The following is a 13528-nucleotide window of genomic DNA, read 5'->3' on the forward strand; positions in this document are numbered from 1 at the left end:
TCTACCCTTATTCTTTGTGGAATTTCCCATCAGCTTCTATGGCTTCTTGCATGGTTTTAATGCCATTGTCCTTATTTTCTAAACCTTTTTTAATGTAAGCCCCATAGGTGCAAAGCCCTAAAACAATGAAAAACACGCTCATCGCCCATTTGACTTTTCTCAAGCCTTGAATGCTCGCATTCTTAAACCACCCCCATTTAATCGCTAAACGATACAACCCAATAGAGCCATGCAATTCTACGGCAAACAATAAGAAAATATACAAAAGCCAAAAGTTTTGCGTTACAAAACGATAGCTTGAGCCATGAGGCCCAATACTTTCAGGCTCTGTGAGCATGACAAATAAGTGGATACTCGCTAAGAAAAACATCGCAAACCCAGTGAGAGCTTGAATAAACCACAAACTCGTATCGCCATGTTTCATCAAATGCTTATGGGTTTTAAAAACCTTGTATTGCCGATAATTGATAGGGAATTTCCTTAACGCCAAAAACGCATGCGCAACTAAAATAAGAATCACCCCTGCTGCAACCACGCTCACAATAGCCGGCTCGCCCGCTTTTAAAAACAAGCTCCCTTCAAAAAATTTCGCCACTTTATACATGGCTTCATCGCTAATCAAGATACTTGAGACCAAAAACATGTGCACTATCATAAAGAGCGCTAAAATCAAGCCTGTAGCACTCTGTAAAAAATCCAGCTTAGCATAAATACCGCTCTTTTTAAGCCCTTTGCTAGCGCCATAATAACCCTCTATAATCTCTTCTTGTTGCATAAAAACTGCTCCTAAAAACTCAAAATTAACCTAAAATCGCTTGACGCAAAAACACTGCCTTAATTTTACTACATTTGAAATAATTTTTCTTATAAACAAAACCTAAATTGAGAAAAAATTCAATTCAAGGGGGCTATTGTTTAAAATTTACATTTTTTAAACGCTTTGGGTATAATAAGAGCTAGTTACTACTTATAAAATAAGGATTATTCAATGACAAAAATTGCCATGGCTAATTTTAAATCCGCTATGCCCATTTTTAAAAGCCATGCGTATTTAAAAGAATTAGAGAAAACTTTAAAACCGCAGCATTTTGATAGGGTGTTTGTATTCCCTGATTTTTTGGGGTTATTACCCAATGCGTTTTTGCATTTCACTTTAGGAGCGCAAAACGCTTACCCTAAAGATTGTGGGGCTTTTACCGGTGAAATCACTTCAAAGCATTTAGAAGAACTCAAAATCCACACGCTTTTAATAGGGCATAGCGAGAGGCGGACGCTTTTAAAGGAAAGCCCTAGTTTTTTGAAGGAAAAGTTTGATTTTTTTAAAAGTAAAAATTTTAAAATCATCTATTGCATTGGCGAAGATTTAACGACCAGAGAGAAGGGTTTCAAGGCTGTAAAGGAATTTTTAAGCGAGCAATTAGAAAATATCGATCTTGATTATCCTAATTTAATCGTGGCGTATGAGCCTATTTGGGCGATTGGCACCAAAAAGAGCGCTTCTTTAGAAGATATTTACCTCACGCATGGTTTTTTAAAGCAAATCTTAAACCAAAAAACGCCCTTATTGTATGGGGGGAGCGTGAATGTGCAAAACGCTAAAGAAATTTTAGGGATTGATAGCGTGGATGGCTTATTGGTTGGGAGCACGTCTTGGGAATTAGAAAATTTTAAAACAATCATTTCATTTTTATAAAGGAAAATCATGGGATTTTTAAAAGGTAAAAAAGGGCTTATTGTAGGGGTGGCAAACAATAAATCCATCGCTTATGGGATCGCTCAATCTTGTTTCAATCAAGGGGCTACTTTGGCTTTCACTTATTTGAATGAGAGCTTAGAAAAGCGCGTGAGGCCTATCGCGCAGGAATTGAATAGTCAATATGTGTATGAATTGGATGTGAGCAAAGAAGAGCATTTCAAGCCGCTATACAATAGCGTTAAAAAGGATTTAGGCTCATTGGATTTTATTGTTCATAGCGTGGCCTTTGCCCCTAAAGAGGCTTTAGAAGGGAGCTTGTTAGAAACTTCTAAAAGCGCGTTTAACACCGCTATGGAAATTTCTGTCTATTCTTTAATAGAGCTGACAAACACTCTAAAACCTTTATTGAATAACGGGGCGTCTGTTTTGACTTTAAGCTATTTGGGTAGCACCAAATACATGGCGCATTACAACGTGATGGGGTTGGCTAAAGCGGCCCTAGAGAGCGCGGTGCGTTATTTAGCGGTGGATTTAGGCAAACACCATATAAGGGTGAATGCCCTATCGGCTGGGCCTATCAGGACGCTCGCTTCTAGCGGGATCGCTGATTTTAGGATGATTTTAAAATGGAATGAAATCAACGCCCCTTTAAGGAAAAATGTGAGTTTAGAAGAAGTGGGCAATGCCGGGATGTATTTGCTTTCTAGCTTGTCTAGCGGGGTGAGTGGGGAAGTGCATTTTGTGGATGCCGGCTATCATGTTATGGGCATGGGGGCTGTGGAAGAAAAAGATAATAAAGCTACGCTGTTGTGGGATTTGCAGAACAATAAGGGGTATTGATGAAATTAAGCGAATTGTTGAGCGCCTATTCTATTGAAACGGAATTTTCAAACGATTTTGAAGTGCATGCCTTAGCGGAATTAGATAAGGCTACGCCTAATGATATTAGCTATATTGACCAAGCGCGTTACCTTAAACTTTTAAAAGATTCAAAAGCCGGGGCGGTGTTTATCCGTAAAAAAGAATCTTCTAAAGTGCCAAAACACATGCAAGCTTTAATCGTGGATAACCCGCATCTAGCCTTTGCTAAAGTCTCGCATGCCTTTAAAATCCCTTTTTTTAAAAATCCAGAAAGCGTTAGCGAGCCTAAACATTTTGAAAAAGTAACGATCATGCCTAATGTTACGATTGGAGAGGGCGTAGAAATTGGCGAAAACTCTTTGATTTATCCGGGCGTGGTGATCGCTGATGGGGTCAAAATCGGTAAAAATTGTATTTTGTATCCTCGTGTGGTTTTGTATCAAAACACTATTTTAGAAGACAATGTTACTATCCATGCAGGCAGTGTGATCGGAGGCGATGGCTTTGGTTATGCGCACACCGCTTTAGGAGAGCATGTCAAAATTGAGCATGTGGGGATTGTTAGGATCCAAAAAAATGTAGAAATTGGCGCTAACACGGCGATTGATAGGGCGGTGTTTGGCGAGACTTTGATTAAAGAGGGCGTTAAGATTGATAACCTGGTTCAAATCGGGCATAATTGCGTTTTGGGCGAACACAGCATCGTCGTTTCTCAAGTGGGCTTGAGCGGTTCTACAACCACTGGCCGTAATGTGGTTTTTGGCGGTCAAGTAGGCATTGGGGGGCATTTGCATGTGGGCGAATTCACTCAAATTGGGGGTAAAAGCGCAGTGGGTAAAGACTTGCCCCCTAACACTAATTTTGCCGGAGCGATCCCTGCTATGGAAATCCATGAATGGCACCATTTCCTAGCCCATTTAAGAACGAATTTCAGGAAACAGCAAAAAACGAGTTTGTTGCAAAAAGCTAAAGGGTTTTTTAAATCTTAAAGAATGAAATAAGCTATAATAAGCCCGTTTTGAATACGAACGATTTTTAATAAGGACAATCAATGAAAGATAGTTTTCTTTTCACTTCCGAATCAGTAACCGAGGGGCATCCTGACAAAATGGCTGATCAAATCAGCGATGCGGTTTTAGATTACATCATTGAACGGGACAAAAAAGCCAAAGTCGCATGCGAGACTTTAGTTTCTAACGGGTTTTGCATGATCACTGGCGAATTAAAAACTTCTGTCTATGCCCCTATGCAAGAGATTGCAAGAGAAGTGGTTAAAAAGATTGGTTATACAGACGCTCTTTATGGCTTTGATTACAGGAGTGCGGCGGTTTTGAATGGCGTTGGCGAGCAAAGCCCTGATATTAATCAAGGCGTGGATAGAGAAGATGGCGAGATTGGGGCAGGGGATCAAGGGCTTATGTTTGGTTATGCGTGCAAGGAGACTGAAACGCTCATGCCCTTACCCATTCATTTAGCGCACCAGCTCACTTTCGCTCTGGCTCAAAAAAGAAAAGACAACACTCTGCCTTTTTTAAGGCCTGATGGCAAGTCTCAAGTGAGCGTGCGTTATGAAAACAACAAGCCTGTAAGCATTGATACGATTGTCATTTCCACCCAGCATTCCCCAGAAGTTTCGCAAAAATATTTAAAAGAAGCCGTGATTGAAGAGATCGTGTATAAGGTTTTACCCAAAGAATATTTGCATGACAATATCAAGTTTTTTGTCAATCCTACAGGAAAATTCGTTATCGGTGGGCCGCAAGGCGATGCGGGCTTAACGGGTAGAAAAATCATCGTGGACACTTATGGGGGGAGTTGTCCGCATGGGGGGGGAGCGTTTAGCGGGAAAGACCCTAGTAAGGTGGATAGGAGCGCGGCTTATGCAGCCCGCTATGTGGCTAAAAATTTGGTAGCGAGTGGGGTTTGCGATAAAGCGACCGTGCAGCTCGCTTATGCGATTGGGGTGATAGAGCCCGTGTCTATTTATGTGAACACGCATAACACGAGCAAGTATTCAAGCGCGGAGTTGGAAAAATGCGTGAAATCGGTTTTCAAACTCACGCCAAAAGGCATTATTGAAAGCTTGGATTTGTTAAGACCCATTTATTCGCTCACTTCAGCTTATGGGCATTTTGGGCGCGAATTGGAGGCATTCACTTGGGAAAAAACCAACAAGGCCGAAGAGATTAAAGCGTTCTTTAAGCGTTAAAAAAATATTTTAAGGGTAATATTTTAAAAAATTTTTGTATAATCAACAATTCACAAGGAGTTTAAATTGAAACAAAGAACGCTGTCTATTATTAAGCCTGATGCGCTTAAGAAAAAAGTGGTAGGCAAAATCATTGATCGCTTTGAAAGTAACGGCTTGGAAGTGGTTGCTATGAAACGCTTGCATTTGAGCGTTAAAGACGCTGAAAACTTTTATGCGATCCACAGAGAGAGACCCTTTTTTAAAGATCTAATAGAGTTTATGGTCAGTGGTCCGGTGGTGGTTATGGTTTTAGAGGGCAAAGATGCGGTGGCTAAAAACAGAGATCTTATGGGAGCGACTGATCCCAAACTCGCTCAAAAAGGCACTATCAGAGCGGATTTTGCTGAAAACATTGACGCTAATGCAGTGCATGGGAGCGATAGCTTGGAAAATGCACACAATGAAATCGCTTTCTTTTTTGCCGCCAGGGATCTTTAAGATTTAAGGGCGTTTAAGACTAAGCATGCAATTTGAAATGCGTAAAATCGCTTTTAATGCGCCTAAAGCGTTTTCTTTAGAGCATGAGGGAGTGGTTTTAGAGGGCGAAGTTGTGCGGGTGGGGGCGAAATTGTTTCGCTTGAAAGCGCGCCTTAAGGGTGAATTGATGCTTATTTGCGATACAAGCGGTAAAGAGTTTAAAAAAAGCCTTGATGAGTCGTTGGTTTTGCATATTTCAGACGGGTTGTGGGATACGCAAAGCCAAAGTTTGGATTTTGATAATTTAGATGTTATTGAATCTTTCAATGGTTTTATTGATTTGAGCGAAATTTTACGCTCTGAAGTGGAGTCTATTAGATTAGACTACCATTATGCAGATTGAAATGAAGGAGAATTTATGGCAGTACCTGATAGAAGAGTGAGTAAGACAAGAGCGGCAAAAAGGCGCACGCATTATAGCGTTAAGTTGGCTAAGCCCATAAAAGCTAAAGATGGCACTTGGAAGCTTCCCCACCATATTAATAAATTTACTAAAGAATACTAGTATAAAAGCTATCTTTAGTGATAGAAAGTATTTTAAAGGATTGCAACGGATTGCAACAAGCCTTTTAAGGACGCATGATGAAAATTGTAATAGACTTAATGGGGGCTGACCATGGGGTTTTACCCATTATTGAGGGAGTCTCAAGGGCTTTAGAGAATAAGAGTTTTAGTGCGGTTTTAGTGGGGGATAAAGACAAAGCGACCCCTTTTATTTCTAAAGAGTTAGCCAGCAAAGTGGAAATGATCCACACGCAAGATTATATTAAAATGGAAGAAGCCGCCACTGAGGCGATTAAGCGTAAGGAATCTTCCATTTACTTGGGTATGGATATTCTAAAAAATGGGGCTGACGCTTTGATTTCAGCGGGGCATAGCGGAGCGACTATGGGTTTAGCAACCTTGCGTTTAGGGCGTATCAAGGGGGTTGAAAGGCCTGCTATTTGCACTTTAATGCCTAGCGTTGGCAAACGCCCTAGCGTGCTGTTAGACGCAGGAGCGAACACGGATTGCAAGCCTGAATATTTGATTGATTTTGCTCTTATGGGGTATGAATACGCTAAAAGCGTGTTGCATTATGACAGCCCTAAGGTGGGTCTTTTGAGTAATGGCGAAGAAGATATTAAAGGGAACATGCTCGTTAAAGAAACGCATAAAATGCTGAAAGCTTATGACTTCTTTTATGGCAATGTGGAGGGGAGCGATATTTTCAAAGGGGTTGTGGATGTGGTGGTTTGCGATGGCTTTATGGGGAATGTGGTCTTAAAGACAACAGAAGGGGTCGCTAGCGCAATAGGTTCTATTTTTAAAGATGAAATTAAAAGCTCTTTTAAATCTAAAATGGGGGCTTTGATGCTTAAGAATGCGTTTAGTATTTTAAAACAAAAAACCGATTACGCTGAATATGGGGGAGCGCCGCTTTTAGGCGTGAATAAAAGCGTGATCATTAGCCATGGCAAGAGCAACGCTAGAGCGGTTGAATGCGCGATTTATCAGGCCATTAGCGCTGTTGAAAGTCAGGTTTGTTTGAGGATTACTCAAGCGTTTGAGAGCTTGAAGCCTAGCGTTTCTGCACATCAAAGTGATCAGCAAGACGCTTAAAGATGACTATTTTAAGGGGATTGAATGGAATTTTACGCCTCTCTTAAATCCATTGCGATGCATGTTCCAAGCGAGCGTGTGAAAAATGCAGAGTTTCAGCAATTTTTGGATACCAGCGATGAATGGATAGAAAAAAGGACTGGTATCAAAGAGCGCCGTTTCGCTAACGATGAAGAAAAAAGCAGCGATTTAGGGGTAGTAGCGGCTAAACAAGCCATAGAGAGAGCGCATTTAACCCCAAAAGACATTGATTTGGTGGTTGTGGCGACTTTAAGCCCTGATTTTTTAGCCATGCCTTCAACCGCTTGCGTGTTGAGCGCGAAATTAGGCATTGAAAACAAGCCGGCGTTTGATATTTCAGCCGCTTGCACGGGTTTTATTTATTTATTATCGGTGGCTAAGGCTTATGTTGAGAGCGGGATGTATGAAAACGTGCTGATCGTGGGGGCAGAAAAAACGAGCAGCGTGTTGGATTTTAAAGACAGGGGGACTTGTATTTTATTTGGCGATGGGGCTGGGGCGTGCGTGATAGGCAGAACCAAGCGTTTAAAAGAAAGCATTTTAGACGTGCAAATTTCAGCGAATGGGAATTTTTCTAATTATCTTTATACGCCAAGGACTCTAAAACCCACGCCCTTTAACGCTAAAGAAGAAGCTTTAGAGCCTTTTTTGTGTATGAAGGGCAATGAAGTGTTTAAGCTAGCGGTGAAAACGCTTTTAAAAGATGTGGAAATGATCTTAGAAAAAAACGCTCTCAAACCTGAAGATGTGCGTTTGTTTATCCCGCATCAAGCTAATTTCAGGATCATTCAAGCCGTGCGGGAGCATTTGGATTTTAAAGATAAGCAAGTGGTTTTAACCGTGCATAAATACGGCAACACTTCAGCAGCCAGTATCCCTATGGCCATGTGCGAAGCTTATGAAGAGGGGCGTTTGAAAAAGGGCGATTTAATGCTTTTAGACGCTTTTGGTGGGGGATTGACTTGGGGTTCAGCGTTGGTGTATTTTGGGGGATAAAAAGGATAAAGGAGTATTGATGAAAAAGATAATTTTTTTATTTTTAATGGTGTTGGGGGGGTTAAAGTCGCAAAGCACTTATTGCAGCGATTTTTGCGAAGGCACTCCAGAGAGTCGTATCCCTCCTATGGGGTTTCATTTCAGTTTTGTGCATTCAGTGAAATATTACTTGCAAGACCCGCGAGAGCGCGATCACAAGCTTAAAAAATGCCATGAAGCCTTTGATTCGACGCTTAAGGTTAATTTTATTACGAAGTCTTTTAAAAAGGATTGCAAGCATGCGCAAATGGCTTTAGAGCAATCCCAAAAAGGGACTCCGTAAAAGGGGTTTCTTTAGGGATTTTATTTCTTATAGCAGAAATTATTTTTAAAGTAAAAGACAAATAATGATTAGGGACTAGTAGTTATTTTAATACCTGTTGTTATTATTAGGTTAGTATTAACGGCGATTAGAACTACTATAATGGCATTCAAAGGCGATACTGATGACGATGATGTTGAGAGTGATGGGTTTTTAGTAGAATATGGGATAAATTTATAGAATATTTTTTCTATTGCGTGTTTTTTATACTCATATTTTTCCCTTATATAGCCGGTATAGTCTTACTCTTAATTGTTTTATTTAGTATAGATAAATCAACATTTTTTAGTTTATTTTTTTAAAAAATGAGACTTTGGTTGCTTTGTTTGATAGTAAAACCCCATTTTTAAGAAGTCATCGCTACTAAGCAAACTTTTTGATATTAAAAAAGTTTTTAGCGTTTTTAAATTTTATGACCAACACCCCATTAGAACAAAAACCAAATTTTTATTTGGAAAATTTATGGTAATACTCGCCCTTGTCCGTGATGATTTTAACTTCTAATAATTGGTTAGGCTTGCAATCCAGGCGGTAAAATATCTGTTGCGAATACTTTAACTCATGATCAAAGAGCTTTTCTTTTTTAAACTTATCGCCCAATTTGGGTTCCACTTTTTTAGTCGCTTCGCATGAATTTCCCCTATTGACAATAAGATTTTTAATCACCACCGGTTCATCGTTCATAGAAGTGATGCTTAAAAGACTAGAATCCGTCATTTTCCCCATGAGTTTCCCCCCAGTCGCGCGATAATCCAGCTTGAAATCCAAATCCTTTGCCCCCACACAAACACCGCTTATAACAATCAAGCTCAAACACATTTTTTTAAACATCAAAATCCTTTCACTTATAATATTGTGGGGTATTATAATCAAATTTGATATATTCTTTTTTAATCGTTGGGTTATTGCACTCTTTTTTTATCCACTCAAACAATTTTTGAAAATTCTTTTTTGTTTCGTTGGTTATCGCATCGTCTTTCTCGCTATACAAGAGTCTTGCTTTGAACGCCATGGCCAACTCCATTTGCTTATTTTTGGCGTATTTTTTTCTGTCGTTTGCGCTGAAACAATCTTCAATTTGTTTGAATTTTTCATCGCAGTCTGAGAGTTGTAAAATTCTGATAGGATCATGCATTTCTTCATTAGCGTTTTTAAATCGTTCGCTCATTGCGTTTTGGTCAAAATCGCCTTTTCTGTCATCATCTATCAAAACAATGGGGTTGTTGTCCAATTCGCAAAGTTTTTGAATGGTTTCTTCCATCTCGTTTGGATTGGTTTTAAGCCCTGAAATGGGTAAGAAAGTGAAATAAAAGGGGTTGTCTTTGTATTGTGGATCATGCTTATTGAAATACAATTTAAAAGCGCTCAAATAACAATAATCCGTGATGCCTTCTATAAAAATAATTCGGTGTTTTTGGGGGTTGTGGAAAACATGCTGACCCACCCCTAAAGAGCGTTTGATTTTATCCAAAGCATCGGAGTCTTTGCTTGCATTATTTAGAGGATAGTTAAAGCGATTCTTAATCGCAGAGCCTTCTGTTTCCTTTTCTACAATCCTTATTTCATCTAAATGATCCGTATCCACTAAAAAGGGGTCATGGGTGGCTAAAACAAAGCTAACATGATTTTTATGAGCGTATTCTTTTAAAAACTTCCTGAATTCCTTTCTGGCTGGCACGCTCAAGTGAGTGGCTGGCTCGTCCATGACATAGATAATATTATGGTTAAAACTAAAATTTGATCCCACATTGTAGAGAAAACCAAACATGAAATTAAACGCCCATTGGAAGCCGGTACTTTGCTGGCTTAAGATGAGTGGTTTATTTTGCTCGTGGGATTTTCTGCAATCATGAATTTCAAGTTTTATTTCATATGCCTTGTATTCCTTCTCTTCAGAAAGCTCATTATTGTGTCGGACATGAATTTTTAATTGGTAACTATCTTGACGCTCGTCTTCAGCGATCGCTAAAAGCTCGTTAAATTCTTTTGCGATTGAAGAATCTATTTTTAATTGCATGTTGTATTCCAAGATTTCTGCAATATTTTCTAATATTTCTTTAAAATTTACCTTAAATAAAAGATGGCTTGTGTCTTTTTTAAAAAATTCAAATTGACATACATTATTATTGCATTCGCCTTTTACTTCAGTTGAAAGATATTTTGATTGTTTGATCTCTTTTTGATCGATTTCTTGCAAGTATTTTTTAGGGATATTGAACGATTTTTCAGAATTATAGATTACTAAATCATTATTTTTGTCAAATATTATTATTTCTAACGCTTGACCATCTTTTAAAATTCTCCCAAAAAAATTCCAAATTTCATTAGGATAAAAGCTCGTTTTTCTAAACAATGAATTTCTAAAGAACCAATCCCATTGGTCAAATTCAGAAAGGGAAGAATAATCAATGCAAGTAAATAATACAGCCTTAAAGTCGTTATCTGTGATTTTTGGCTCTTTGTATTTTTTCATGGTTGGCACGAGTTTGTAAGACTTATAAGATAAACCACCGCTTAAAGGGAATTGAACTTTATTTCTTAAACCCTGAAACGCTGTATAAGGGTTACACTCTCGGCAATGCTCTGCGAACTCAAAATAATTTTTGCTTTGTTTGAATTTTTCCTTGTTGTTCTCAAATTTTTCTTTGATTTCACCAATATTTTTAGGGAACAAATGAACGCCACTCTTTTCATCTAAAGTTTTTATGTCTTCCCACAGAAATTTTCTTGCTGATTCAAGAAAATCACTGTATCTGTATTGTTCGATTTCTGAATTGACTAATAAGTCTATCTTTTTCAAATAAAACTGACACATCATGGGTTTAATATCTTTAGACGCATCATTAACGGCATGACTTGCTATATATTTTTTGCATATTTGTTGGATATTATCCAGCAAAACATCATCATTAAACTCTAGCGTTTTTTGATTTTTGCAGTCATTTTCAATTTCTCGGATCAGCGATTCTTTTTTTCGCTCAAAATCCTCTCTTGTTTTTTCAAGGTATTTTAAAGAATTTTTAATTTTCTTTTTAAGGTTGCCTATATTTAACTGGAATGTTCTAAATTGCTGTTTAAAATTTTCATTGATAGGGTATTTTTCATCTATTTTTTCAATCATCTCTTTGACAAACTCTGATAATCTCTTTTGAGATTGCACATTTTGTAAAACTTCAATCTTTGATGCAAATTTTTCATTAAAGTCAGTAGTCTTAAAAATTTTATCTAATTCCTCTAGCTTTTTTAAGATATATTCCACATCTTTTGGTTTGATTTCTTTTTCACTAAGTTTTTTAAAATGAGAATAAATTTTTTCTAATTGGTTTTGTTTGTGTTTCCCCATGATAAAAAATTCATCTGTGTTGTATTTTTTATTAGGCGTATTGCACTTTTTGATTTCTTTGATGCACTGATAAAAAGTTTTAATCCCTTCGCTATTACCGCTTACATATTTGATTAATTCTTTGAAAAACAGATTGTTGGTTGCGTTGGCATATTCAGTTACAAGCTCGCTCAATTTTAATTTTTCTTTGTAAAAATCTAAAAATGATTTTAATGTGTTGTAAGAGATGATAAGATTTATAAAATCACTCACAAGAGTGCAAATATTTGAATAGTCGTCATTGTTAATGGGAATAGAAACGCTGTTGCTACATTGTTCCCCTAAAGCTTCTACATGTTTTTCAAAAGGGTAGCTGATCAGCGTTTTTGATAATTCTTTTAATCCTTTATTAACTTCCTTAGATTGAATTTTTAAATCCACGCAAGAAAAACCTGTGATTTTGTGATCAAGGATTGTTTCTTCTTCTAAGCTTAAAAGGGAATCTTTTTCATGGTTTTTGAAATAATCTTCTTCACTACAAAGTTTAATATCCGCATCATTAAAGATTTTCAAAGCTTCTAAAACATTGCTTTTGCCAACATTGTTTTCCCCCACTAAGATCACCAACCCCCCATGTTTTTCAAAACTTGAATTTAAAAGCAACTTCGTAGGCAATTTTCTGCCCAAATTCCTAAAATGGTGTAATTTCAAAACACGCTTATTAAATTCCATGCCCTATCCTTTAAAAACGCAAATTTAATTTATAATGCAAAATTAAACAAAACATGCTATAAAGAAAATTCAAATACTATCATTTTAAGGATTAAAATGCTCACCCAAGAAGATGTTTTAAACGCGTTAAAAACGATCATCTACCCTAATTTTGAAAAGGATATTGTCAGCTTTGGTTTTGTTAAAAATATCACCTTGCATGACGATCAATTAGGGCTTTTAATAGAAATCCCCTCAAGCTCTGAAGAAACGAGCGAAGTTTTAAGGGAAAATATCTCCAAAGCGATGCAAGAAAAGGGCGTAAAAGCTTTAAATTTGGATATTAAAACCCCGCCTAAACCGCAAGCCCCAAAGCCCGCCACTAAAAATCTGGCTAAAAACATCAAGCATGTGGTCATGATAAGCTCAGGCAAGGGCGGTGTGGGTAAAAGCACCACCAGCGTGAATTTAAGCATCGCTTTAGCGAATTTAAACCAAAAAGTGGGATTGTTGGACGCTGATGTGTATGGCCCTAATATCCCTAGAATGATGGGCTTGCAAAACGCTGATGTGATCATGGATCCTAGCGGTAAAAAACTCATTCCTTTAAAGGCTTTTGGCGTTTCTGTGATGAGTATGGGGCTTTTGTATGATGAGGGGCAGAGTCTCATTTGGAGAGGACCCATGCTCATGCGAGCGATTGAGCAGATGCTAAGCGATATTATTTGGGGGGATTTAGATGTGCTGGTGGTGGATATGCCCCCAGGAACAGGCGATGCGCAGCTTACGCTAGCCCAAGCTGTGCCTTTGAGTGCAGGAATCACCGTTACCACGCCTCAAATAGTGAGTTTAGATGACGCTAAACGGAGTTTGGACATGTTTAAGAAATTACACATTCCTATTGCAGGGATTGTAGAAAATATGGGGAGTTTTGTGTGCGAGCATTGCAAGAAAGAGAGTGAGATTTTTGGCTCAAATTCCATGAATGGATTATTAGAGGCTTATCACACGCAGATTTTAGCCAAGCTCCCTTTAGAGCCTAAAGTGCGTTTAGGGGGGGATAGGGGCGAACCGATTGTGATTTCTCACCCTAATAGCGTGAGCGCTAAGATTTTTGAAAAAATGGCAAAGGATTTAAGCACTTTTTTAGACAAAGTGGAAAGGGAAAAATTAGCCGATAATAAGGACATCCAGCCCACACAAACGCATGCTTGCTCGCATTAGTTTTTA

At 38.2% G+C, this 13528-nt stretch carries 14 protein-coding genes; 11 read left to right on the top strand and 3 right to left on the bottom strand.

Annotated features, from left to right (window positions below; genetic code table 11):
* Window positions 1-7: 7 nt before the first annotated feature.
* Entirely contained in the window at window positions 8-775 is a 768-nt protein-coding gene (locus EAL87_RS01360) for a fumarate reductase cytochrome b subunit (RefSeq protein WP_050853424.1), read from the bottom strand.
* A gap of 213 nt (window positions 776-988) precedes the next feature.
* Here EAL87_RS01360 and EAL87_RS01365 point away from each other — a divergent pair, with 213 nt between their 5' ends.
* From EAL87_RS01365 to EAL87_RS01410, 10 genes are all read left to right on the top strand, one after another.
* Window positions 989-1693, top strand: coding sequence for a triose-phosphate isomerase (locus tag EAL87_RS01365; RefSeq protein WP_120912664.1), 705 nt, complete (start codon window positions 989-991; stop codon window positions 1691-1693).
* A gap of 9 nt (window positions 1694-1702) precedes the next feature.
* On the top strand, window positions 1703-2536 hold the full coding sequence (gene fabI / locus EAL87_RS01370; protein WP_000506237.1) for an enoyl-ACP reductase FabI: 834 nt from the start codon (window positions 1703-1705) through the stop codon (window positions 2534-2536).
* Window positions 2536-3546: a UDP-3-O-(3-hydroxymyristoyl)glucosamine N-acyltransferase gene (lpxD, locus tag EAL87_RS01375; RefSeq protein ID WP_120912665.1), complete on the top strand. Its 1011-nt coding sequence runs from the start codon at window positions 2536-2538 to the stop codon at window positions 3544-3546. Before fabI ends, lpxD begins: the two co-directional genes overlap by 1 nt.
* Before the next feature lie 62 nt (window positions 3547-3608).
* A complete protein-coding gene (metK, locus tag EAL87_RS01380; RefSeq protein WP_120912666.1) occupies window positions 3609-4766 on the top strand; it encodes a methionine adenosyltransferase in 1158 nt (385 codons plus the stop codon).
* A 66-nt stretch (window positions 4767-4832) separates the two neighbouring features.
* Window positions 4833-5246, top strand: coding sequence for a nucleoside-diphosphate kinase (gene ndk / locus EAL87_RS01385; protein WP_120912667.1), 414 nt, complete (start codon window positions 4833-4835; stop codon window positions 5244-5246).
* Between the two features lie 25 nt (window positions 5247-5271).
* A complete protein-coding gene (locus tag EAL87_RS01390; RefSeq protein WP_050834689.1) occupies window positions 5272-5628 on the top strand; it encodes a DUF177 domain-containing protein in 357 nt (118 codons plus the stop codon).
* A 15-nt stretch (window positions 5629-5643) separates the two neighbouring features.
* The gene (gene rpmF / locus EAL87_RS01395) at window positions 5644-5790 is read left to right on the top strand and encodes a 50S ribosomal protein L32 (protein ID WP_000290428.1); all 147 of its coding nucleotides are present in this window, start codon (window positions 5644-5646) and stop codon (window positions 5788-5790) included.
* A gap of 77 nt (window positions 5791-5867) precedes the next feature.
* Entirely contained in the window at window positions 5868-6887 is a 1020-nt protein-coding gene (gene plsX, locus EAL87_RS01400; protein ID WP_162972507.1) for a phosphate acyltransferase PlsX, read from the top strand.
* Between the two features lie 24 nt (window positions 6888-6911).
* A complete protein-coding gene (locus EAL87_RS01405) occupies window positions 6912-7904 on the top strand; it encodes a ketoacyl-ACP synthase III (protein ID WP_120912669.1) in 993 nt (330 codons plus the stop codon).
* Between the two features lie 19 nt (window positions 7905-7923).
* Entirely contained in the window at window positions 7924-8226 is a 303-nt protein-coding gene (locus tag EAL87_RS01410) for a hypothetical protein (protein ID WP_120912670.1), read from the top strand.
* A 486-nt stretch (window positions 8227-8712) separates the two neighbouring features.
* Here EAL87_RS01410 and EAL87_RS01415 read toward each other — a convergent pair whose 3' ends face one another.
* Window positions 8713-9096 (bottom strand): hypothetical protein, encoded by a 384-nt coding sequence (locus EAL87_RS01415; RefSeq protein ID WP_000473883.1) that lies wholly within the window; start codon window positions 9094-9096, stop codon window positions 8713-8715.
* 10 nt (window positions 9097-9106) lie between these two features.
* Window positions 9107-12319, bottom strand: coding sequence for an OLD family protein (locus tag EAL87_RS01420; RefSeq protein ID WP_120912671.1), 3213 nt, complete (start codon window positions 12317-12319; stop codon window positions 9107-9109).
* Between EAL87_RS01420 and EAL87_RS01425 the strand changes: the two genes are divergently transcribed.
* Window positions 12308-13522, top strand: a complete 1215-nt coding sequence (locus EAL87_RS01425) for an Mrp/NBP35 family ATP-binding protein (RefSeq protein ID WP_120912672.1) — start codon at window positions 12308-12310, stop codon at window positions 13520-13522. The two genes, EAL87_RS01420 and EAL87_RS01425, sit on opposite strands and share 12 nt — an antisense overlap.
* The last annotated feature ends 6 nt before the right edge of the window (window positions 13523-13528 follow it).

The organism is Helicobacter pylori (assembly GCF_003636935.1).
Taxonomy (GTDB): domain Bacteria; phylum Campylobacterota; class Campylobacteria; order Campylobacterales; family Helicobacteraceae; genus Helicobacter; species Helicobacter pylori_CH.

Excerpts from the sequence above, each read along its gene's own strand:
- metK (WP_120912666.1), top strand. The coding sequence starts at position 3,609 with ATGAAAGATAGTTTTCTTTTCACTTCCGAATCAGTAACCGAGGGGCAT.
- rpmF (WP_000290428.1), top strand. The coding sequence starts at position 5,644 with ATGGCAGTACCTGATAGAAGAGTGAGTAAGACAAGAGCGGCAAAAAGG.
- EAL87_RS01410 (WP_120912670.1), top strand. The coding sequence starts at position 7,924 with ATGAAAAAGATAATTTTTTTATTTTTAATGGTGTTGGGGGGGTTAAAG.
- plsX (WP_162972507.1), top strand. The coding sequence starts at position 5,868 with ATGAAAATTGTAATAGACTTAATGGGGGCTGACCATGGGGTTTTACCC.
- EAL87_RS01415 (WP_000473883.1), bottom strand. The coding sequence starts at position 9,096 with ATGTTTAAAAAAATGTGTTTGAGCTTGATTGTTATAAGCGGTGTTTGT.
- EAL87_RS01405 (WP_120912669.1), top strand. The coding sequence starts at position 6,912 with ATGGAATTTTACGCCTCTCTTAAATCCATTGCGATGCATGTTCCAAGC.
- EAL87_RS01365 (WP_120912664.1), top strand. The coding sequence starts at position 989 with ATGACAAAAATTGCCATGGCTAATTTTAAATCCGCTATGCCCATTTTT.
- lpxD (WP_120912665.1), top strand. The coding sequence starts at position 2,536 with ATGAAATTAAGCGAATTGTTGAGCGCCTATTCTATTGAAACGGAATTT.
- EAL87_RS01360 (WP_050853424.1), bottom strand. The coding sequence starts at position 775 with ATGCAACAAGAAGAGATTATAGAGGGTTATTATGGCGCTAGCAAAGGG.
- EAL87_RS01420 (WP_120912671.1), bottom strand. The coding sequence starts at position 12,319 with ATGGAATTTAATAAGCGTGTTTTGAAATTACACCATTTTAGGAATTTG.
- EAL87_RS01390 (WP_050834689.1), top strand. The coding sequence starts at position 5,272 with ATGCAATTTGAAATGCGTAAAATCGCTTTTAATGCGCCTAAAGCGTTT.
- fabI (WP_000506237.1), top strand. The coding sequence starts at position 1,703 with ATGGGATTTTTAAAAGGTAAAAAAGGGCTTATTGTAGGGGTGGCAAAC.